This window comes from Subtercola boreus (assembly GCF_003399645.1).
GTDB lineage: Bacteria > Actinomycetota > Actinomycetes > Actinomycetales > Microbacteriaceae > Subtercola > Subtercola boreus_A.
Genome location: NZ_NBXD01000007.1, coordinates 104,390 through 126,375 on the forward strand (window position 1 = coordinate 104,390; position 21,986 = coordinate 126,375).

Sequence of the window (21,986 nt, forward strand, 5' to 3'; positions counted from 1 at the left end):
CTCGCGATTGCCGAACCCGCAAGGGGTGAACCCTTCGTTCGCTGAGCGCTTAGCCCACGGCCAAATGAGGTTAACGTCATCTGATGGTGTGTATGGTGACCCTGATGGGCCCAGCGCCCGTCAGGTTCGCCGCTCCTTCTTGTCAGAGATCTTCTTCGAGATTCCAGGCGGCAGTCACCACATCACATCCAGTGTTCAGGGAGCGCCCGTGTCAGGCCCGAGAAAGCTCGTCATCGTCGAGTCACCAACCAAGGTGAAGTCCATCGCCCAGTACCTCGGCGACGGCTATGAGGTTCAGGCCTCGGTTGGGCACATCCGCGACCTCGTCGAGCCCAAGAACCTGCCCCCGGAGCTCAAGAAGGGCTCCCTCGGCAAGTTCTCCGTCGACGTCGAAAACGGTTTCGCTCCCTACTACGTCGTCTCGGCCGAGAAGCGCAAGACCGTCGCAGAACTGAAGAAAGCCCTGGCCAACGCCGACGAGCTCTACCTGGCAACTGATGAAGACCGCGAGGGCGAAGCCATTGCATGGCACCTGCTCGAGGTGCTGAAGCCCAAGGTGCCCGTGCGCCGCATGGTGTTCCACGAGATCACCAAAGAGGCCATCGAGCACGCGAGGGACAACACCCGCGACATCGATGAGGCCCTCGTCGACGCACAGGAGACGCGCCGCATTCTCGACCGGCTCTACGGCTACGAGATCTCGCCCGTTCTGTGGCGGAAGGTCGGCCCCGGCCTCTCCGCGGGTCGGGTGCAGTCGGCAGCCACCCGTCTGGTCGTCGAACGCGAGCGTGAACGCCTCGCCTTCACGGCCGCCGGCTACTGGGACCTGAACGCCACTCTCGCCGACGCCGTGCAGAAGGGGTCGGATGCCCAGCAGTTCGCTGCGCGCTTGGTGAGGGTGAACGGCGAGCGTATCGCGACCGGTCGCGACTTCGACGAGTCCGGAAAGCTGAAGAGCACAGCGAGCATGCTCAGCGAATCGCAGGCGCACTCGCTCGCCGCTGCGTTGAAAGACCCGAGCGTCGGCATCCAGGTCGCCAACGTGGAGTCAAAGCCCTACACACGGCGCCCGGCGGCGCCGTTCACCACATCGACTCTGCAGCAGGAGGCGGCGCGCAAGCTGCGCTTCTCGGCCCGACAGACGATGAGCGTTGCGCAGTCGCTCTACGAGAACGGCTACATCACCTACATGCGTACCGACTCTCCGTCGCTGTCGCAGCAGGCCCTGAATGCGGCCCGCAGCCAGGCCACGTCGCTCTACGGCGCTGAGACAGTGCCCGACAAGCCCCGGCTCTACTCGGGCAAGGGAAAGAACGCGCAGGAGGCCCACGAGGCCATCCGCCCAGCCGGCGAGACCTTCCGCACCCCGTCGCAGGTCGCGTCTGCACTCCGCGGCAACGATTTCAAGCTCTACGAACTCATATGGAAGCGCACCGTCGCCTCGCAGATGGCTGACGCCAAGGGTTCCACGGCCTCTGTGACGATCACCGCTGGCCCCACCCCGGTCGACGGCCTCACCGCCACGACCGTCGCGGAGTTCTCCGCGAGTGGCACCGTCATCACGTTCCGGGGCTTCATGCTCGCCTACGAGGAGAGCCTCGACGAAGACCGCAACGCGTCGACCGATCCGACCGAGTCGAAACTGCCCCCCCTCACCACGGGCCAGAAGCTCCGCGCAGTGGAGGTCGAGGCAGCCGGTCACGAGACGAGCCCGCCCCCGCGCTATACCGAGGCGAGCCTGGTCAAGACGCTCGACGAGCTCGGAATCGGCCGCCCGTCGACCTACGCCTCCATCATTTCGACCATCATCGATCGTGGCTACGTGACGCCGCGCGGGCAGGCGCTCGTTCCGAACTGGATCGCGTTCTCGGTCATCCGTCTGCTCGAGGAGTTCTTCTCCGAGCTCGTGAACTACGAGTTCACGGCCGAACTGGAGTCCGACCTCGACAAGATCGCCGGCGGTGAAGAAGATCGCGTCGACTGGCTGAACGGGTTCTACTTCGGCAACGAGGGCCACCGGGGTCTCCGAAGCGTCATCGACAATCTGGGCGACATCGACGCGAAGGCGATCAACTCGATCCCGCTCTCCGATGAGATAACCCTCCGCATCGGAAAGTACGGCCCCTACCTCGAGGTCGCCGAGGAGGCCGAGGTCGATCTCGCCACAGGCGAGGTCAAGCCTCCCCGTCGGGTCAACATCCCGCCCGAGCTGGCTCCCGACGAGTTGACCCTCACGAAGGCCGTCGAGCTGATCGAGGCACCCGTCGTCGTCGACCGCGTGATCGGGGTCAACCCCGAGAACGGCAAGAACATCGTCGCGAAGGATGGCCGGTTCGGCCCCTACGTGACCGAGGTCGACCCCGAACTCACGGCCGAGCAGGAGGCCGAGGCCGCCGCAGCCCTGCTCGCCGCAGCCGCACTCCTGGTCGAGCCTCCGGCCGAGGCAGCGACCGCTGCCGCCGGCGCTGCCACGGGCACGGGCGCCACTACGGCCACCACGGCCACCAAGGCAGTGAAGAAGCCCGCGGCCAAGAAGCCGGCGGCGAAAAAGGCCCCCGCCAAGGCTGCCGCCGTCAAGCCGCGCACTGCGTCGCTGTTCAAGTCGATGGATCTCGCCGCCATCGACATCGATACGGCTCTCAAGCTGCTGGCACTGCCGCGAACCGTCGGCGAAGACCCCGAACTCTCGGAGACGATCACCGCGCAGAACGGCAAGTTCGGCCCCTATCTGAAACGCGGAACCGACACCCGCTCACTCGACAACGAAGACCTGATCTTCGAGATCGACCTTCCCGGGGCGCTGGAGCTGTTCGCCCAGCCGAAGTACGGCGCTCGCCGTGCATCCAGTGCTCTGAAAGACTTTGACGAGCCCGACCCCGAGAGCGGTAAGGCCATCAAGATCAAAGACGGTCGTTTCGGCGCCTACGTCACCGACGGAGTGACGAACGCCACCATTCCCAAGGCAGAGACGATCGAGGAGATCGACTTCGACCGGGCCGTGCAGCTTCTTGCCGACAAGCGTGCGAAGGGCCCGGCGAAGCCGCGCACTCCAGCGAAGCGCGCGACTGCCGCGACCACCCGAAAGGCTCCCGCTCGAAAGGCTGCTCCCAAAAAGTGACCGGTCGAGCTGGGCAATCGGTCGAACCCGGCCTCTTCGTGACCATCGAGGGCGGTGACGGCGCAGGCAAGTCCACCCAGGCCGCCCTGCTCGAGGAGTGGCTGGTCGCCTCCGGTCGCACGGTCGTGCGCACCCGCGAACCCGGTGGAACCGACTTCGGGCTCGAGGTGCGCGAGATCGTGCTGCACAGCCGTGGCCACATCACGCCGCGCGCCGAGGCGCTGCTGTACGCGGCCGACCGCGCCCAGCACATCGCCACGAAGGTCAGGCCCGCTCTCGACAGAGGCGAGGTGGTGATCCAGGATCGCTACATCGACTCATCGGTCGCCTACCAGGGTGCCGGCCGGGTGCTCGACGGGGCTGAGATCCGGCGGCTCTCCGAATGGGCGACCGAAGATCTGGTTCCCGACCTCACGGTGCTCATCGATCTCGACGAATCTCTCGCGCGCGAACGGCTGAACAGTGCACAGAAGCGTTTCGACAGGCTGGAGGCCGAGAAGAACGAGTTTCACCGGCGTGTTCGCGAGTCGTTTCTCTCAATTGCCAAGGCCGAGCCCGAGCGGTTCGTCGTCGTCGACGGGGCGCTCTCGCCGGCCGAGATCTCGGCCCGCATTCGACACCGTCTCACACCGCTTCTCGTCAGCCCTGCCCGGTAGGTTGTGCGTATGAGCGTGTGGAGCGAGCTGACCGGCCAGTCAGAGGCGATCGACCTCTTCAAGGATGCCGCCGGCAACGTCGGCGGCGCCATGACCCATTCGTGGCTGATCACCGGGCCTCCCGGCTCGGGTCGCTCGAACCTCGCCTACGCTTTCGCATCTGCCCTGCTCTGCCGTGACGGCGGATGCGGCCACTGTCGTGACTGCCGGCAGGTCGCGGCCCGCACTCACCCCGACCTCGCCGTGCTCAGCACCGACCGGGTGATCATCTCCATCGAGGAGGTGCGTTCGCTGGTGTCGAGTTCACAGTTCTCGCCCTCGGTCTCGCGCTACCGCGTGATGGTCATCGAAGACGCCGACCGGATGGTGGAGCGAACCTCCAACGTGCTGCTGAAGGCCCTCGAAGAGCCGCCCGAGCGAACCGTCTGGATTCTCTGCGCGCCCAGCGAAGCCGACCTCCTCCCGACGATCCGATCGAGGGTGCGTTCCGTGCGGCTTCGCGTTCCGGCCGTCGACGACGTCGCCCGGCTGCTCGAGCGTCGAGACGGTGTCGACCCCGAGACCGCGCGGCGCGCGGCGCGTGAGGCGCAGAGCCACATCGGCATGGCCCACCGTCTGGCCACGAACGCGGAGGCCCGAGCGCGACGGGATGAGACGCTCTCGGTGGCCCTGGGCATCCGGAGTGTGCCGGAGGCGGTCATGGCCGCAGCTCGGCTGCTCGAGCTCGCGAAAGACGACGCCCAGGCGATCACCGAGGAGCGCGACGCCCACGAGCGCGAGAACACCCTGCGAACGCTCGGCGTCGAGCCGGGCCAGGCCGTACCGATGGCACTGCGCTCACAGGTGAAGGCGCTCGAAGACGACCAGAAGCGTCGTTCGACGCGCAGCCTCCGCGACGGTATCGACCGCATTCTCGTCGACCTGCTCTCGCTCTACCGCGACGTGCTGCTGCAGCAACTCGCTGCCAGCCTCGAACCCATCAACGCCGCCATCCAGTCGAAGGTCGATGCCCTCGCGCAGCAGGGCGAACCGGCCGACACCCTGGCCATCATGGATGCGATCTCCGACGCCCGACGCCGCATCGCCGCGAATGTCACCCCCGCCCTAGCCCTCGAGGCCATGCTCATCACCGTGGCTCTGCCGCGCACCGCACCACGAAAGGTCCTTCCGTGACAGAACAGCACCGCACCGAACGGCCACCGACCCGCATGCGTCGCCGGGTTCTCGGTGGCGTCGGAATGGCCGCGATCGCCGTTCTCGCTCTCTCGGGCTGCACGACCTGGTTCGCATCGGGCGGCAGCGGCAGCGGCGCGGCCTCGGGTTCCGGCCAGTCCACGGGTGCGCCCGCAGGCACCTCGACCCCCACGGGCGAGAACGTTGCAGCCGACCTCAAGCCGTTCTACGACCAGACCCTCGCCTGGACGGACTGTGACAACGGCTTCGAGTGCACGACGGCTGTGGTACCGCTCGACTGGAGCGCGCCGACCGGCGACACCATCACTCTCGCCCTCATCAAGCAGCCGGCCAAGAGCGGCACGCGCCAGGGCACCCTCTTCGTCAATCCCGGCGGCCCCGGCGTCTCTGCTCTCGATTTCGTCAAAGACAGCGTCGATTTCGCCGTCGACCCCTCTGTTCAGCAGCAGTACGACATCGTGGGGTTCGACCCGCGGGGTGTCGGTGCATCGTCGGCTGTCACCTGTGTGACGTCGGCCCAGATGGACGCCTACCTCTACGACATCATCCCCGGCAAGCGTGGCTCGGCCGAGTGGCTGACCGCAGCGAACGCCAGCGCGAAAGCGTTCGGTGACGGCTGTAAGTCAGGAACGGGTGCCCTGCTCGGTACCATCGACACCGAGAGCACCGTTCGCGATCTCGACGCCCTGCGTGCATCCGTCGGCGACACCGGCCTCAACTACCTCGGGTACTCCTACGGCACGTTCATCGGCGGCGAGTACGCGACGCTCTTCCCCGACAAGGTTCGCCGCATGACGATCGACGGCGTGGTCGATCCCACGTCGACTGGCTTCGCGTCGAGCATCGGCCAGGCGAAGGGTTTCGAGGGCGCCCTCAAGGCCTACCTCACCGACTGTCTGCAGGGTTCCGGATGCCCGTTCTCGGGCTCCGTGGACAATGCCACGATGCAGGTTCAGACCCTCCTGAACGCCGTCGACACCACACCGATCACCGCATCGGATGGCCGCAAGCTCGGGTCGGCCAGCCTGCTCACAGCGATCTTCTACCCGCTGTACACCCAGAGCAGCTGGCCCTACCTCTCACAGATGATCGCCCAGGTGAAGCAGGGCAATGCCGAGTTGGCCTTTCAACTGGCAGACGCCTACAACGGTCGCAACGCAGACGGCAGCTATCAGAACAATCAGACCGAAGCCTTCACGGCCATCAACTGTCTCGACTACCCGGCGGTGACGGATGCCGCGACCATCGCCCAGCAGAATGCCGAGCTCATCGCCGCTGCTCCCACCTTCGGCCCGTGGTGGACCTACGGAGACATCGGCTGCGCGAACTGGCCCGTGCCGGCGACGCGCACGCCCGCTCCGGTGAGCGATACGGGTGCCCCGACCATCCTCGTCGTCGGAACGACCGATGATCCGGCTACGCCGTACGAAGACGCGGTCGCGGTGTCGAAGCAGCTGACCGGCTCGCAGTTGATCACCTACGTCGGCGAGGGTCACACCGCCTACGGAACATCGTCGTGCGTGCATTCGCTCGTCGACGAGTACTTCCTCACCGGCGACGCTCCCAGTTCAGACCCGCGGTGCACCCGGTGATGATTGCGGGCACGGTCCTGTCACATTCTTGCGGTGTCTGCAACAATTGACATCGTGAGTACCGCTATCAGCACTGCAGCTGGAGCCCCATCGGCCCCGGCCTCCGACGGGGGCCCGGAAGAGCTTCCCGATGTGGGGCTGCGCGAGCGCAAACGCCGCGCCACCAGCCGTAGCATCCAGCGCGCCGTTCTGGAGTTGAGCCGCGACAAGGGCCTCGACAACGTCACTGTCGACGAGATCAGCCGCCGGGCAGACGTGTCGCCGCGCACCTTCTTCAACTACTTCTCCTCGAAAGAGTCTGCGGTTCTCGGTGAGTCCCCGTTCTCCTTGAAATCCGCCGATGTGCAGACCTTCATCGCCGCCGGGCCCGGGCAGCCGATCTTCGACGGGCTCCTTGTCATCATGCGCTCCATGGCCGAGACCGACGACCATGACCTGGAGATGCACCAGTTGCGCAAGATGGTCGTACGCGACTACCCCCACCTGCTCGTGCAGAGAATTACCAGCATGCACGAATTCGAGCTCGAGCTCACCGGAGCGATCGAAGAGCGGCTGGTGACGGATGCGCGGCAGGGAGCATCCGGTACCGAAATACCCGATCAGGCGGTGATCAGCGAACGCGCCCGTCTCATTGCCATGGTCTCCATCGCCACGATGCGGCACGCCTGGGCGAGGTGGGCGGCCGCGGCGGAGACCCAGTCGATGTCGACGCTGTTGACGCATTCGTTCCGCGAGCTGCAAACACTCCTATAAGATTGCTTGCTGTGCCGGTGACTCTTGCCGGCCAGGCCGCCTTAGCTCAGTCGGTAGAGCGATTCACTCGTAATGAATAGGTCATCAGTTCGATTCTGATAGGCGGCCCGATCTGAAGGCCCGGGAGATCCGGGCCTTTTTTCTGTCTGACGGTGAGTCGGGCCACACATGCGAGGGAGCACAGATGCCACAGGGACTTCGATGGGGAATTCTCGGAACGGGTGGCATTGCGGCTTCGTTCGCGGCAGATCTCCTGGCGAACGGGTTGCAACTCACCGCTGTGGGCTCTCGTTCGCAGGTCTCCGCCGATGAGTTCGCGGGGCGGTTCGGCAGTCCGACCGCCCACGCGAGCTACGAGGCCCTGGCCAGCGATCCGGATGTCGACGTGGTCTACGTCGCCACGCCGCATCCGTTCCATGAACAGAACGCTCTGCTGGCCATCCGGTCGGGCAAGCACGTGCTCGTCGAGAAGTCGTTCACGGTCAATGAGCGTGAAGCCCAGGCGATCGCCGATGCGGCCGCCGCGGCAGGTGTCGTCGTTCTCGAGGCCATGTGGACGAGGTTCTTGCCGCACATGGTGCGCATCCGGGAGATCATCGCGGCGGGCACCCTGGGTGACGTGCGCACCGTCATTGCCGACCACACCCAGAAGCTCCCCTCCGACCCGGCGCACCGCATCAACGCACCCGAGCTCGGTGGCGGGGCGCTGCTCGACCTGGGCATCTACCCCGTCTCCTTCGCCGTCGACGTGCTCGGTCTGCCGACACGGGTGATCGCGACGTCGTCGCCCACCGAGACGGGTGTCGATCGGCAGACCGCGATCGTGCTCGAGCACGACGGCGGCCGCCAGTCTGTACTGCACACGGCGCTCGATACGGCAGGCCCCACCGCGGCCTCGGTTCTCGGAACAGAAGGCCGAATCGACATCGATCGCATCTGGTATGCACCGACGACGTTCCGGGTGATCGACTCTCAGCAGAACGTGATCGAAGAGTTCGATCACCCGGTCGTCTCCCGGGGCATGCAGTACCAGGCCTGGGAGTTCGAGCGTGTCGTCGCGTCGGGCGAGCACGAGAGCCCCCTGCTCCCGGTCGCTGAGAGCGTCGCCATCATGGGTGTGCTCGACGAGGTGCGGCGGCAGATCGGGCTGGTCTACCCGGGCGAGTAGGTTCGGCGCTTCGGGCAGGCTGCGGCTGGGAGCTGCAACCGACGGTTCGGGCGGGCTGCGGCTGGGAGCTGCAACCGACGGTTCGGGCGCTTCGAGCCCGTGCAGGGTCGGCTGGTACATTGACCGGATGCCCGCCCACTCCGCCCCGCAGAAACGCTCGTGGCGCGGTGTGCGGCTAGCGGCGGCCTGGGTGGTCGTCGGCCTGCTGGCGGCAGGGTCGCTCGCTGGAGGAGCGGCTTTCGCCTCGGCCCAGGCGGCACCGCCCGCGGAGCTCACCGCCACCGCGACCGCCGTTCCCGCACCGATCTCGACGGTCGCCGTGCCGGAGAGACGGCCCCAACCCGCTGTTGCGGCACCGGCCACGATCATCCGCACCTGTTCGGTCAGTGCGCTGGCGTCAGCGGCGGGGCTCGGCACCTTTCAGGGCGTCGTGCGCGATGCGGCGACCGGCAGCATCCTGTTCGACCGATCGGGTGACCAGTTCTCACGCACGGCGAGTGTGATGAAGGTGCTCACCTCGTCTGCGGCGCTCGCCGTGCTCGGACCTGACCACCCAGTGACGACCAGCGTGGTGCGGGGCGCTGAGGCGGGGCAGGTGGTGCTGGTCGGCGGCGGTGATGTCACGCTGGCGAGCGGATCGTCGAACATCTACAACGACAGTGCGTCGATTCTCGACCTGGCCGCGCAGGTGAAGGCGGCGTGGGCAGCAGATCCGTCGGCCGGAGGTGGGGAGATCACGTCGATCGTGCTCGACTCGTCGCTGTTCTCCGGGGACACGTGGCAGCCCTCATGGAGCCGGGTCGAACAGACCGAGGGATCCACCGCCGAGGTGACGGCTCTGATGGTCGACGGCGATCGAGCGAATCCATCGGCCGACACCTCCCCGCGAAGCACCGACCCGGTCGGGCGGGCGGGGCAGGCGCTGCGGTCGGCGCTCGGTTCGGTGGCCTCCGGCGCGCGGCTGCAGGCGGGGGTCGCACCGGCGGGTGCCACCGTGCTCGGGGCCGTGCAGTCCGCGCCGGTTTCGACGATGGTGCAGGAGGCCGTGCTTCGCTCCGACAACAACGAAGCCGAGATGCTCGCGCGGCTCACGGCGATCGCGCTCGGTGCGGGGTCGTCGTTCTCGGCGCTCCAGACGGCGATTCCGGCGGCGTTGCACGACTCCTACGGTCTGAACGTCGACGGCCTCGTCATCGTCGACGGATCGGGTCTCAGCGACAACGATGCTGTGTCGGCGCTGTTCATCACGGCACTGTTCGACCGGGTGGACGCCCGGGTGGGCAACCTCGGCGTGCTGCTCGACGGATTGCCGATCGCCGACCAGACGGGCACACTCTCCTACCGCTTCACCGGATCGAATTCCGTGGTGGACGGGAAAGTGTTCGCCAAGACGGGGTCGATCGATTCCGCGAACACCCTCGCCGGGGTGGTGCACGCGGCCGACGGCACGGTGCTGACATTCGCGTTCTTCGCGCTCGACAGTCAGATCGGTTCGGGCCGGGAGGCACTGGACGCACTCACAGTGGGTGTGTACAACTGCGGGAACGCACTGTCGAATAACTGACGCAGGCCCGGGCGGAGGGGTGCGTCGTAGAATTGTGGGGTTCATCACTGGCACGCTGGAACCCTGTGCGTGCCCCACCGAGGAGGAGCCCGCCGTGGCGAAAGCCCTGTTCATCATCGACGTGCAGAACGACTTCACCGAGGGCGGCGCCCTGGGGGTCGAGGGGGGTGCTGCGGTCGCTCGGGGCATCTCGACACTGCTGGCCGAGCATCCGCACACCTACGACGTGGTCTTCGCCTCCCGCGACTGGCACAGCGCCGAGAACGACAACGGGGGTCACTTCGCCACCGGCGAGGCGCCCGACTTCATCACGACCTGGCCCGTGCACTGCGTCGCCGGAACCAACGGTGCCGAATACCACGACGCTCTCACGGCCGAGGCGGTCACGTTCCATGTGCGGAAGGGGCAGGGTGAGCCCGCCTACTCCATCTACGAGGGCACGACCGAAGAGGGCAGCACCGTTCACCAGCTGCTCGATGAGCACGGCGTGGCCGAGGTGGATGTCGCGGGCCTGGCAACCGACTACTGCGTTCGGGCGTCGGCTCTCGATGCGATCGAGCACGGCCGCCGGGTGCGCATTCTGACCGACCTGGTGGCGGGTGTCGACCCCGCGTCGAGCCAGGCCGCGCTCGCCGAATTGGGGCACGCAGGCGCAGAGCTGATCGTCTCGGCTTCGGTCGACGCGGAGTGAGCGACCCGCTCATCCCGGGGCCCGGCGCAGGCGTGAGCCTGGGCGCGGGCGCGCAGCTGAGCGCTGAGCCTGGCGTGGGCAGCGTGCAGCTGAGCGCTGAACCCGGCATGGGGGGAGGAGCACACCTCCTAGAGATCGATGAGCTGAGTGACCCGCGGCTGGCGGACTACTCCCACCTCACCGATGTGGCGCTGCGCAAGGCTCGCAGTTCTGAGCACGGGGTCTACCTCGCCGAGTCTGCCCTCGTACTCGAGCGCGCCGTGCGTGCGGGGCACGTGCCGCGCTCTGTGCTGGCGCTCGGGGGCTCGGTCGATGACGCCGTGGCTGCTCTCGGTGACCACGCCGCATCTACTCCGATCTTCGTCGGCCCCGGAGAACTGCTCGCTGAACTCACCGGCTACATTCTGCACCGTGGCATCGTCGCTGCCATGAACCGACCGGCCCTCGCCACGGTCGACGACCTGCTGGCGGATGCCCGTCTCGTCGTCGTGCTCGAGAACGTCGCCGACCCGACCAACGTGGGTGCGATCTTCCGTTCCGTCGCCGCGATCGGCGCGGATGCCGTGCTGGTGACGCCGCGCTGCTCCGATCCGTTCTATCGACGCGCGATCAGGGTCAGCATGGGCACTGTGCTGCAGGTTCCGTGGACGCGCACCGGTGACTGGTCAGAACTCGGCCCGACCCTCCAGGGGGCGGGCTTCCACATCGCCGCGCTCGCCCTGAGCCCCGACGCCGTCTCACTGCGTGAGTTTCAAGCCAGGGATGCCCGACCCGACCGGCTCGCTCTGGTGCTCGGTGCTGAGGGAGATGGGCTCACCCCGGAGGCGCTCGCTGCGGCAGACACGGTCGTGAGCATCCCGATGGCGCACGGAATCGACTCCCTGAACGTGGCAGCGGCCAGTGCGGTGGCGCTCTGGGCCCTGTCGGGTTGACGCCCGAGTCGCCACAGCCATCGCGGGTCAGGGGAGGCCCTCCAGACCCGTTACCGTTGTATCGACACATTTCTACCGAGGAGATCGCCCGCACATGGTGCCCGAACAGCCCGCGTTCGCCGACGCCCGACCCGCGACCCCTCCTCCCTCTGACATGGGCCGGCTGAGCATCCAGTGCTCCGACCAGCCGGGGATCGTGGCAGCCGTGGCCGGGTTTCTCGCTGAGCACGGCGCCAACATCGTCGAACTCGGCCAGTTCTCGACCGACTCGGAGAACGGCGAGTTCTTTCAGCGCACCGTCTTTCACTGCGATGACCTGGCGGCGCGCCTCGGCGATCTCGATCGTGACTTCGCCCGGCAGGTCGGGCGCCGCTTCGGTATGACCTACACCTTCACCAGCGTGGCGTCGCCGAAGCGCGTGGCCATCATGGTCTCGAAGTACGATCACTGCCTGCTCGAACTTCTGTGGCGCAACAAGCGTGGCGACCTCGACATGGACGTGACCCTGGTGATCTCGAATCACGGTGACCTCGCTGCCGATGTGGCGGGTTTCGGTGTTCCGTTCGTGCACATTCCGGTGTCGCGGGCGACCAAGGCCGAGGCCGAGGCGGAGCAGCTCGAACTGCTGGCCGGCAAGGTCGACTTGGTCGTGATGGCGCGGTACATGCAGATTCTCTCCGCCGACTTTCTCGACAGCGTCGGCTGCCCGGTGATCAACATCCACCACTCCTTTCTCCCGGCCTTCGCCGGCGCCGGTCCCTACCTCAAGGCGAAGGAGCGTGGCGTCAAACTCATCGGGGCCACAGCGCACTACGCCACAGCGAACCTCGACGAGGGACCGATCATCGAACAGGACGTGGTTCGCGTCAGCCACCGCGAGAGTGTCGGCGAGCTCGAACGGCGGGGTGCGGAAGTCGAGCGCAGCGTGCTCGCCCGTGCGGTGAAGTGGCATTGCGAAGATCGTGTGATGACATACGGGAATTCCACCACCATCCTCTAGTCGCTTCGGCGGCCACTTCGTTATCTGTGGAGAGTTCTAAAAAGAGCGTGACTGTGAAGGAGAAGAGCATGGCTGAAGCCGGCATCATCGACGGTAAAGCGGTCGCCGCCCGCGTTCGTGAACAGCTGAAGGGCGACGTCGCGCAGTTCGTGGCGCGAACGGGCGTTCAACCCGGCCTCGCAACCGTGCTCGTCGGGGGCGACCCCGCATCCGAGGTCTACGTGGCGAGCAAGCGCAAGTCGTCGGTGGCGGCGGGAATGGCCGACCTGCACCAGCATCTGCCCGAAGACGCGACGCAGCAGGAGGTCGAAGGCCTGCTGAGGGAGCTCGCTGCGAGCCCGGCGGTGTCGGGCATCCTGTTGCAACTGCCGGTTCCCGCACATCTCGATGCCGCTTCGCTGATCGAGCTGATTCCGTTCGAGAAAGACGTCGACGGCCTCACGACGATGAGCGTGGGGCTGCTCGCCCAGGGTAAGAAGGGGCTGCGGCCGTGCACGCCGTCGGGTGTGATCGAGCTGCTCGATGCCTACGACGTGCCGATCGAGGGCGCGAACGTCGTGGTGATCGGGCGTTCAGAGCTGGTCGGGCGACCGGTGGCGCAGCTGCTGGTGAACCGCAATGCGACAGTGACGATCGCGCACTCCCGCACGAAGGACCTGGCCGGGATATGCAGATCGGCGGATGTGATCGTGGCTGCGGTCGGAGTGAAGGGGCTGGTCAATGCCGACTTCGTCAAGCCGGGCGCCGTGGTGATCGACGTGGGAATCCACCGCGGGCCCGACGGCCTGAGCGGCGATGTGGACTTCGCGGCGGTGTCGCCGGTGGCGAGCCTGATCACTCCGGTGCCGGGCGGTGTCGGGCCGATGACCATCGCGATGCTGCTCGCGAACACGCTCCGCGCGGCGGAACTGCAGCACACGCTCACCGGCTGACCGCCCGCGGGCCCACACCGTGGCGGGCCGGCGCGCTGGCGGGCGGGTGCGTTGGGGGGCCGGCGCGGTGGCGGGCCGCCGCAGGGTAACCGCCGCGCACTGCGCGCGACGCCTCAGACGAGCAGCTGGCGCTTCGCGAGCTCGCGGTAGAGCGGCGTCGACACGACGAGCTCGGAGTGCGTTCCGACGCCCACCACCGCGCCGTGGTCGAGCACGATGATCTGGTCGGAATCCACCACGGTCGACAGGCGGTGCGCGATCACGATCAGCGTGCGATTCTCGGCGACCGCGTCGATGGCCTCCCGCAGCATCTGCTCGTTGAGCCCGTCGAGGCTGGAGGTCGATTCGTCGAGCAGCAGAATGGGGGGAGCGGCCAGCAGCGCCCGCGCGATCGCGAGGCGCTGGCGTTCGCCGCCCGACAGCATCACACCCTCTTCGCCGACCGGGGCATCCAGCCCCTGCGGCGAGCGGTCGAGCACTTCGAGCAGGTTGACGGCGCCAAGCACCGCCACGCACTGTTCGTCGGTTGCGTCGGGCGTCGCGAGCAGCAGATTCGAGCGGATGCTCCCCGCCAGCACCGGGGCATCCTGCTCGACGTAGCCGATCTGCGACCGCAGTTCCTTCCGGTCGAGCGCGCGGATGTCGACGCCACCGACCCTGATCGCGCCCGCGGTCACATCGTAGAACCGCTCGATGAGCGCCAGAGTGGTGCTCTTGCCCGCTCCCGAGGGTCCCACCAGGGCGACGCGTTTACCGCGGGGCACGCTGAAACTCACCCCGCGCAGCACGGTTGTACTCAGGATGCCCGGCTGATCGGCCCCGGATGTCGCACCCGCCGCCGACGGGTCATCGCGAACACCATCTGCCCCACCGCGCGGCTCCGCACCTCGACCACGCGGCTCCGCACCCTCACCCCGCGGCACAGGAGCCTCGGCGTAGGCGAACTCGACCCCGTCGAACTCGACAGCGATGTCGTCTCGGGTGGAAGCCACCCCGACGCCGGTCGCGGCACCGCTTCCCGTCGCGGCCCCGACCGCTGCTGCACCGACCGCGCCCCCCTCGCCCAGCGGCGAGAAGTCACGATCATTCTGTCCCTCCCCGGGCAGATCTATGATCTCCTGGATGCGCCCGAGCGCCCCGAGCGCCGAGTTCACCGATGTGAAGGCCCCGAACGCCTGCCCCAGCGGCAGAATCATCAGGAAGAGGAACAGGATGAACGACACCAGCGACGCGATCGTGATCGACCCGCTCGCCACCCGGTAGCCGCCGACGCCGATCACGGTGAGAAACGCAACCTGCAGCGCGATACCCGCCACCGGAACCACGAGCGCCGAGATCTTCGCGACCTGGATGCCCATCAGCCACGCGCCCTCGGCGTCTTTCTCCACAGCGGCCACCTCGCGCTCGGTCGCGTTCGCCGCGCGAACGGTACGCACGGCAGTGATGGCCCGTTCGACGCTCGCAGCGAGGTCGCCCACCTTCTCTTGCGCCTTACGGCTGGCCACGCGGATACGGGCCGACAGCAACACCACGACCACGATCGACACCCCGACGACCAGAACGGTCAGGCCGAGCAGCACGGGGTCGATGATGAACATCGCGATGAGCGCTCCGACGAAGGTGACCGAGCCGCCGATCGCCTCGACGAGTCCCTGCGTGAGCACCGCGCGAAGCAGTGTGGTGTCCGAACCCACCCGCGAGACGAGATCGCCGGTGCGGCGAACATCGAATTCGCGAATGGGGAGGTTGAGCATCCGGCCCACCAGTCTGCGGCGCGACGACAGCACCACGCCCTCGCCGGTGCGCTGCAGGAGGTAGTGCTGAAAACCACTGATGAGGCCCGAGACGACGACGAGGGCGACGAGTCCCCAGACCAGCCCGCTCAGGCTCTTTCCGTCGGTGACGAGGGTGATGACCTGGCTGACGAGTAGCGGCTGCGCGAGGCTGGCGGCCGCGCCCAGCACGCTCAGCACGGTCACGAACACGAGTACCTTCTTGTGCTCGAGGAGGTAGGGCAGCAGGTCGCTGAAGCGTGCCCGGGGGCCTTCGGGCTCTGTGCCTCCACGTCGGCGGCGGCCGCGGGGTGCTGCAGTATTCGTCATGGCTGCTTTCGTGGTCACAACAAGTTTAGGTCGCGCGAAACGGCCCGGGCGACGGATGTCCGGCTGACGCCTCGCGTGACCCGAACCCTCTGCACCCACTCTCGAAGGGCGTGGCTGCCGGGCGGTGTCAGGCCCTGCAGGCGGTCAGCTGAGGTTGTTGTCGTACTCCACGTCGCGGGTCTCCTTGCTGAGGAACAGCGCCACGAGGGTGATCGCCGCCATCACCGACAGGTACACGCCGACCAGCACGGGGCTGCCACCGGCCGCGGCCCAGAGGGCGACGGCGACGAAGGGAGCGACGGCGGCACCGAGGATGGAGGCGAAGTTGTAGCTGATCGCCGAACCGGTGTAGCGCACGTTGGCCGGGAACAGCTCCGGCAGCACGGAGGCCATCGGGCCGAAGGTCAGCCCCATCAGGGTGAACCCGATGATCAGCAGGGCCATCGTACCGATGAAGCCGCCGCCGAAGAGCGGAACGAAGAGCAGCCCGAAGACGAGGATGCCGATGGTCGTGACGATCAGGGTGAGGCGTCGGCCGTACTTCTCGGCGAGTGGCCCGGAGACGAGCGTGAAGATGCCGAAGAAGACGACGCCGACGATGAGCATGATGAGGAAGTCGGTGCGCGAGAAGCCGAGGCCCGGGGTGGCGGCAGTGGTGGCCGTCGTTCCGTAGGTCAGCGTGTAGGTCGTCATCAGGTAGAAGAGCGTGTAGGTCGCGAGCATGATGAACGTGCCCAGGATGAGCGGGCGCCAGCTCGATTTGAAAACACGCACAACCGGAACCTTGGCGACCTCGCCGCGCTCGACGACCTTCTGGAAGGCGAGGGTCTCGACGAGCTTGAATCGCACATACAGACCGACGATCACCAGCACGGCGCTGATGATGAACGGCACGCGCCACCCCCAGGCGGCGAAGGCGTCTGCCGACATCGCGAGGCTCAGCACCAGGAAGATACCGTTCGCGAGGATGAAGCCGATCGGGGCACCCATCTGCGGAAAGGTGCCGTAGATGGCGCGCTTGCCGCGGGGGGCGTTCTCGGTCGCGAGCAGAGCCGCGCCACTCCACTCGCCGCCGAGGCCGAGGCCCTGGGCGAAACGGAACACGGTGAGCAGAAGCGGAGCCCATATGCCGATCTGTGCATATGTCGGCAGGAAGCCGATGAGAACGGTGGCGATACCCATCGTCAGCAGAGACGCGACCAGGGTCTTCTTGCGCCCGATGCGGTCGCCGAAGTGCCCGAAGATGATCGAACCGATCGGCCGTGCGATGAAGGCGATGCCGAAGATCAGGAACGACGACAGCAGCGAGACGGTCGGGTTGGTGTTGTCGGGGAAGAAGAGTTTGGGAAAGACGAGCACGGCGGCGGTTCCGTAGACGTAGAAGTCATAGAACTCGATCGATGTGCCGATGAGGCTTGCGAGGATGACCCTCGAGCGGGTGTTGGCGGCAGCGACAGGTGGGGCGGCGAGCTGGGGCGAAGACATGGCGGCTTTCAGACAGAAGGGTACGGTCGTACCAGAGGTTCACGGTGACGGAGCGTCGATCGGGCGCAGCATCGACCACGGTGTGACGAGAAGCGGCCTGTGGACCGCTCCAATACCATACCGCGGTTACGCCCGGATGGCCGGGCCGTCTGAATCCGCTCCTCAGGCCGCGGCGATGCCGTCCTCCGGCCGCCGTTCCGGTTGCCCTTTTGGTACCCGGAGGGAACGGAGCGCCAGAGCGGTCGCCACCGCTGCCTCTGCAGCCTCGCGACCCTTGTCTTCCTTCGAGCCCGGCAGGCCCGCCCGGTCCAGGCCCTGCGCCTCATCGTCGAGGGTGAGCACGCCGAACCCCACGGGTTTGCCGGTCAGGATGCTGACCTGGGTCAGACCGCTAGTGGCGGCGTCTGCGACGTACTCGAAGTGCGGCGTGCCACCGCGAATGATCACGCCCAGCGCGACCACCGCATCCGCCCCTGCCTCGAGTGCTGCCCGACTCACGACCGGCAGTTCGAAGCTGCCGGGCACGCGGATCTCGACGAACTCGACGTTCGCCGCCTCCAGTGCCCGGCGGGCGCCAGCGAGCAGCCCTTCGGTGATGACGTCATGCCAGCGGCCGGCGACGATGGTCACCCTCAGGCCGGTGCCGTCGAGGGTGGTGGGGCTGGGGATGCCGGAGCCGCTCATGGTGTCATTCCTTTTGATGGTGTGGTCAGAGCCCGGAGGGCAGCAGGTGGCCCATCCGGTCGCGTTTCGTGTCGAGGTAGCGTTCGTTGGCTGGGGTGCGGCCCACGATGAGCGCCTCCTGTGTCGAGACGCCGATGCCGTGCGCCTGCAACTGCCGAACCTTCTCGGGGTTGTTCGTGAGCAGGTGGATGTTCCCGAGTCCCAGGTCGCGGAGGATCGCTGCTGCGGAACCGTAGTCCCGCGCATCGACCGGCAGCTCCAGCGCGGTGTTGGCATCGATGGTGTCGAGCCCGTCTTCCTGCAGCCGGTAGGCGCGCAGTTTGTTGAGCAGCCCGATGCCCCGCCCTTCATGCCCGCGGAGGTATACGACGACACCACCATGTTCGGCGATGAGGTCGAGCGCGGCATCCAACTGCGGTCCGCACTCGCACTTCAGCGAACCGAAAGCTTCGCCGGTGAGACACTCGGAGTGCACGCGCACCAGCGCTCCGGCGACCGACGGGTCACCCGAGACGATCGCCAGATGGTCGGCCCCGGTGACCTGGTCGTGGTACGCCCGAAACTCGAACGACCCGTGGATGGTCGGCACCCGGGTCTCGACCTCGAAGGTGACGCGGGGTGAGGGTTCGACGGCCGCTCGGGGCGCGTCGAGCTCCGACAACCACGTCAGCAGCGCCTCGATCGTCGTCACCGGCAGTCCTTCACGCTCACCCAGCGCGAGCAGCCCGGGAAGCCGCTCCATCGATCCATCGTCGGCCACGACCTCGCCGATCACGCCCACCGGCACCAGCCCCGCCAGTTTCAGAAGGTCCACCGTCGCCTCGGTATGCCCGGCTCGCTGCCGAACCCCACCCTCGACCGCGACCACCGGGAGGACATGCCCGGGCCGGATGAAGCTCGACGGCGAAGCCGTGCCCGATGCGAGCGTGCGCAGGGTGTGGGCCCGGTCGCTCGCGCTGATGCCCGTGGTCACGCCCGTCGACGCGTCGACAGTGACCGTGTAGGCCGTGCGCAGCGAATCCTCGTTGCGCACGACCATCGGCGGCAACTCCAGCTCGGCGGCGCGCGAGGCCGTCATGGGTGCGCAGAGGAAACCCGAGGTGTGCCGCACCATCCAGGCGATCCACTCCGGCGAGGCCAGCTCGGCCGCCAGGATCGCGTCGCCCTCGTTCTCGCGATTCTCGGCATCGGCCACGATCACGGGCCGGCCCGCCCTCAGGGCCTCGAGAACCTCGGGAATGCTCGCCAGGCTCATGATCTGCTCCGAAACGACAGCAGTCGCTCCACGTGCCGGGCCAGGATGTCCGTCTCGATGTTCACGGTGTCGCCCGCGGCGAGCGAACCCAGTGTCGTGGCGGCGAGCGTCTCGGGAATGAGCGAGACCTCGAACCAGTGCCCTTCGCCTGTAGCGGGCTCCGGATGCCCGGGGGAGCCGTCGACGTTCGACACCGTCAGAGACACCCCCGCCACCGCGATCGAGCCCTTGTCGACCACGAGGGCAGCCAGGTCGTCGTCGAGGCTGAAACGCAGCACGCTCCACGCCTCACCGGGAGTCACGGCCAGAACGGTGCTCGTTCCGTCGATGTGGCCCTGCACGATGTGCCCGCCGAGCCGGTCGCCGACGAGGGCGGCGCGCTCGAGGTTGACCGCATCGCCCGGCCGCAGGGTGCCGATCGTCGACATGTCGAGGGTCTGCTGCATCACATCTGCCGTGAAGCTGTCGTCGGTCTGGGCGACGACGGTGAGGCAGACACCGCTCACCGAAATGGAGTCTCCGTGCTTGGCGCCCTGAACGGCCAGCGGCGCACGCAGGGTGAGCCGCATGACGTCGGCGCTGGGCTCCAGGGCGAGAACCTCGCCCCGCTCTTCAATGATTCCGGTGAACACTGTCGGTCTCCTTCATGGTTGTCGCGATGGTGGGTGGGACACGAACGGGCGCGGGATGCGCAACGATGCGCACATCCGCATCCAGCAGGTCGATCGACGTGATCGACAGGCGGCGGGCCTCCCCGATCGACGCAACACCGAGGTCACCGAGGGCGAGTATCGGCCCGCCGAGCAGTGCGGGGGCGAGGTAGACGACCAGCTCGTCGACCAGGTCGGCTTCGATGAAGGCACTGGCGAGCGTCGGGCCGCCCTCGACGTACACCGACCGCACTCCCGCGGCGAACAGGTCGGCCAGTACGGCGGCGACGTCGTGCGTACGGTACTCACGCACACGCTCAGGATGCTGCCACACCGCCCGATCCAGAGGCGCTCCGCGCAGACCGATCACCACGGGCACCGGCTGGTGCGCGAACGGGTCGCCGTCTGCGCCGCGAGCCGTCAGAGCGGGGTCGTCGGTCAGAACGGTACCCGTTCCCACGACGATCGCGTCGACACGGCTCCGGCGCGCATGCACGTCGAGGCGGGCATCCGGGCCTGTGATCCAGCGGCTCGACCCGTCGGCCGCGGCCGCGCGCCCGTCGAGGCTCGATGCCCACTTCAGTGTCACGTGCGGCCGCCCCGCGCGCACCGCGGTGAGCCAGGGCCGGATGCTCTGCTCCACGTCGTTGGCCGCGATGCCTCCCTGCACCGGCACTCCCGCCGCGTCGAGGCGTCTCGCGCCCCCAGCGGACTCCACCCCCGGATCGTCGACACCGAAGTACACCTCACCGACCCCCGCAGCGACCAGTGCCTCGCTGCACGGACCCGTCCGGCCCCGGTGGTTGCAGGGTTCGAGGGTGACGACGACGGTCGCACCCCGGGCGAGCGCGGGTGAGGCGAGGCGGGAGAGAGCATCCTGCTCGGCATGCGGTGTTCCGCTGCCACGGTGCCAGCCTTCGGCGAGAATGCTGCCGTCCGGGCCGAGAATGACGCAGCCGACCTGCGGGTTGACACCCCAGGCGGGCCCGTTTTGAGACAGCTCGACGGCCCGGGCCATCGCCGCAGCGATCTGCACGGCCTGAACAGCCTCGGCTGCCTTCTCGCTCGCTGCATGCATCCGGAATCCTCGCCCATGACGGCACCCGGGTAGCGCAAAACGCCCGCGCACCCCCACGGCGACGCGGGACTGCACGCGTGCACCTCTCATCCGGACTCCTGGCCGAGCAGGCCCGAAGACCTGCCACGCCATGACCGTCGGTCTCGGAATTCCACCGAGTCAGCCACGCTCTTCTCCACGGTTGTGAAGTCGGGCGCAGCTCGCGGACTCTCACCGCCGGTTCGGATTCTCACCGACCCCGGGCACGATCCCGCCAGTGTACCCGCTGCAGATGCACCCGGGTCGGGGGCGCCGGACTGTTACAGCGTCGCGTCTTTCGGCGGTGCCAGCGCCTGCGACTTCGGAATGCGGCCGAGCCGGGAGGCAATGCCCCAGGAGGTCACTTTCGCGAGGGCCTCCACCACGATGCCGCTCGTCATCTTCGACTGGCCCTCAAGGCGTTCGACGAACGTGATGGGGAACTCGCGAACGACCCCGCCCGAGCGCTCGACAAGCCAGGCGAGCTCGATCTGGAAGCAGTAGCCGGCGCTGTCGAGGCGCGAGAGGTCGAGGTCACGAAGCGTCGCTGCGCTGAAACCACGGTAGCCCGAGGTGATGTCGTGCAGCTTCGACGAGAGCATGATGCGGGCGTAGGTCGTACCCGAACGGGAGATGAGCTTGCGGTACCACGGCCAGTTCTCGGTCTTGCCCCCGGCGATCCAACGGGCGCCGATACCGAGGTTCGCGCCCCCGTCGAGCAGTTTCAGCAGTCGGGGGAGTTCTTCGGGCTGGTGCGATCCGTCGGCGTCCATCTCGATGATGTAGTCGTAGCCGTGCTGCAGTGCCCAGCCGAAGCCGGCGACGTAAGCGGTGCCGAGGCCGTTCTTGCCGGGGCGGTGCATGATGTTGACGCGCGGGTTCGAAGAGGCGATGGCGTCGACGATGTCACCGGTGCCGTCGGGGCTGTTGTCGTCGACGACGAGAATGCTCACATCGGAGTCTGAGGCAAGAACGCGGTCGATGATCGCCGAAATCGTGTCTTTCTCGCGATAGGTCGGCATGACGACGACAGCTCGAGCCAATGGGCTACCTTTCGTACGTGCCCCGCGTTCTGCAGGGCAACCTCCCCACAGTAACGCCACCGGCACCGGTG

The 21,986-nt window shown here is 67.3% G+C and carries 18 protein-coding genes, 1 tRNA gene and 1 riboswitch; of the genes, 12 read left to right on the forward strand and 7 right to left on the reverse strand.

Features of this window, described 5'->3' with window-relative positions; genetic code table 11:
* The first annotated feature begins 208 nt into the window (after positions 1-208).
* The 12 genes from topA (at position 209) to folD (ending at position 13,600) form a co-directional block, all read left to right on the forward strand.
* Complete coding sequence (gene topA / locus B7R24_RS02815; protein WP_116417721.1) at positions 209-3,118, forward strand: type I DNA topoisomerase; 2,910 nt, start codon at positions 209-211, stop codon at positions 3,116-3,118.
* Complete coding sequence (gene tmk, locus B7R24_RS02820) at positions 3,115-3,774, forward strand: dTMP kinase (RefSeq protein ID WP_116417475.1); 660 nt, start codon at positions 3,115-3,117, stop codon at positions 3,772-3,774. Before topA ends, tmk begins: the two co-directional genes overlap by 4 nt.
* A 9-nt stretch (positions 3,775-3,783) precedes the next feature.
* Positions 3,784-4,947 (forward strand): DNA polymerase III subunit delta', encoded by a 1,164-nt coding sequence (locus tag B7R24_RS02825; protein ID WP_116417476.1) that lies wholly within the window; start codon positions 3,784-3,786, stop codon positions 4,945-4,947.
* Positions 4,944-6,560: an alpha/beta hydrolase gene (locus B7R24_RS02830; RefSeq protein ID WP_253259242.1), complete on the forward strand. Its 1,617-nt coding sequence runs from the start codon at positions 4,944-4,946 to the stop codon at positions 6,558-6,560. Before B7R24_RS02825 ends, B7R24_RS02830 begins: the two co-directional genes overlap by 4 nt.
* A gap of 54 nt (positions 6,561-6,614) precedes the next feature.
* A complete protein-coding gene (locus B7R24_RS02835) occupies positions 6,615-7,313 on the forward strand; it encodes a TetR/AcrR family transcriptional regulator (protein ID WP_216363600.1) in 699 nt (232 codons plus the stop codon).
* A 35-nt stretch (positions 7,314-7,348) separates the two neighbouring features.
* Positions 7,349-7,421 (forward strand) — tRNA-Thr (locus B7R24_RS02840).
* A gap of 76 nt (positions 7,422-7,497) precedes the next feature.
* The gene (locus B7R24_RS02845; RefSeq protein ID WP_116417478.1) at positions 7,498-8,481 is read left to right on the forward strand and encodes a Gfo/Idh/MocA family protein; all 984 of its coding nucleotides are present in this window, start codon (positions 7,498-7,500) and stop codon (positions 8,479-8,481) included.
* A 127-nt stretch (positions 8,482-8,608) separates the two neighbouring features.
* The gene (locus tag B7R24_RS02850; RefSeq protein WP_116417479.1) at positions 8,609-10,045 is read left to right on the forward strand and encodes a D-alanyl-D-alanine carboxypeptidase/D-alanyl-D-alanine-endopeptidase; all 1,437 of its coding nucleotides are present in this window, start codon (positions 8,609-8,611) and stop codon (positions 10,043-10,045) included.
* Between the two features lie 94 nt (positions 10,046-10,139).
* On the forward strand, positions 10,140-10,736 hold the full coding sequence (locus B7R24_RS02855; RefSeq protein WP_116417480.1) for an isochorismatase family protein: 597 nt from the start codon (positions 10,140-10,142) through the stop codon (positions 10,734-10,736).
* A 107-nt stretch (positions 10,737-10,843) separates the two neighbouring features.
* Positions 10,844-11,668, forward strand: coding sequence for a TrmH family RNA methyltransferase (locus B7R24_RS02860; RefSeq protein ID WP_116417723.1), 825 nt, complete (start codon positions 10,844-10,846; stop codon positions 11,666-11,668).
* Positions 11,669-11,762: 94 nt separating this feature from the next.
* On the forward strand, positions 11,763-12,668 hold the full coding sequence (purU, locus tag B7R24_RS02865; RefSeq protein WP_116417481.1) for a formyltetrahydrofolate deformylase: 906 nt from the start codon (positions 11,763-11,765) through the stop codon (positions 12,666-12,668).
* A gap of 68 nt (positions 12,669-12,736) precedes the next feature.
* Complete coding sequence (folD, locus tag B7R24_RS02870) at positions 12,737-13,600, forward strand: bifunctional methylenetetrahydrofolate dehydrogenase/methenyltetrahydrofolate cyclohydrolase FolD (RefSeq protein ID WP_116417482.1); 864 nt, start codon at positions 12,737-12,739, stop codon at positions 13,598-13,600.
* A gap of 113 nt (positions 13,601-13,713) precedes the next feature.
* Here the strand turns inward: folD and B7R24_RS02875 are convergent, their stop codons facing one another.
* The 7 genes from B7R24_RS02875 to B7R24_RS02905 form a co-directional block, all read right to left on the reverse strand.
* Positions 13,714-15,702, reverse strand: a complete 1,989-nt coding sequence (locus B7R24_RS02875; RefSeq protein WP_116417483.1) for an ABC transporter ATP-binding protein — start codon at positions 15,700-15,702, stop codon at positions 13,714-13,716.
* A gap of 144 nt (positions 15,703-15,846) precedes the next feature.
* A complete protein-coding gene (locus B7R24_RS02880; protein ID WP_116417484.1) occupies positions 15,847-17,187 on the reverse strand; it encodes an MFS transporter in 1,341 nt (446 codons plus the stop codon).
* Positions 17,188-17,349: 162 nt separating this feature from the next.
* The gene (gene ribH / locus B7R24_RS02885) at positions 17,350-17,871 is read right to left on the reverse strand and encodes a 6,7-dimethyl-8-ribityllumazine synthase (protein ID WP_116417485.1); all 522 of its coding nucleotides are present in this window, start codon (positions 17,869-17,871) and stop codon (positions 17,350-17,352) included.
* Between the two features lie 25 nt (positions 17,872-17,896).
* Positions 17,897-19,126, reverse strand: a complete 1,230-nt coding sequence (ribA, locus tag B7R24_RS02890) for a GTP cyclohydrolase II (RefSeq protein WP_116417486.1) — start codon at positions 19,124-19,126, stop codon at positions 17,897-17,899.
* A complete protein-coding gene (locus B7R24_RS02895; protein ID WP_116417487.1) occupies positions 19,123-19,758 on the reverse strand; it encodes a riboflavin synthase in 636 nt (211 codons plus the stop codon). The genes ribA and B7R24_RS02895 overlap by 4 nt, the downstream gene beginning before the upstream one ends.
* Entirely contained in the window at positions 19,739-20,854 is a 1,116-nt protein-coding gene (gene ribD, locus B7R24_RS02900) for a bifunctional diaminohydroxyphosphoribosylaminopyrimidine deaminase/5-amino-6-(5-phosphoribosylamino)uracil reductase RibD (RefSeq protein WP_253259243.1), read from the reverse strand. Before ribD ends, B7R24_RS02895 begins: the two co-directional genes overlap by 20 nt.
* 74 nt (positions 20,855-20,928) lie before the next feature.
* Positions 20,929-21,103: riboswitch (FMN riboswitch) on the reverse strand.
* A 50-nt stretch (positions 21,104-21,153) separates the two neighbouring features.
* Positions 21,154-21,915: a polyprenol monophosphomannose synthase gene (locus tag B7R24_RS02905; protein ID WP_253259244.1), complete on the reverse strand. Its 762-nt coding sequence runs from the start codon at positions 21,913-21,915 to the stop codon at positions 21,154-21,156.
* Positions 21,916-21,986 lie beyond the last annotated feature (71 nt).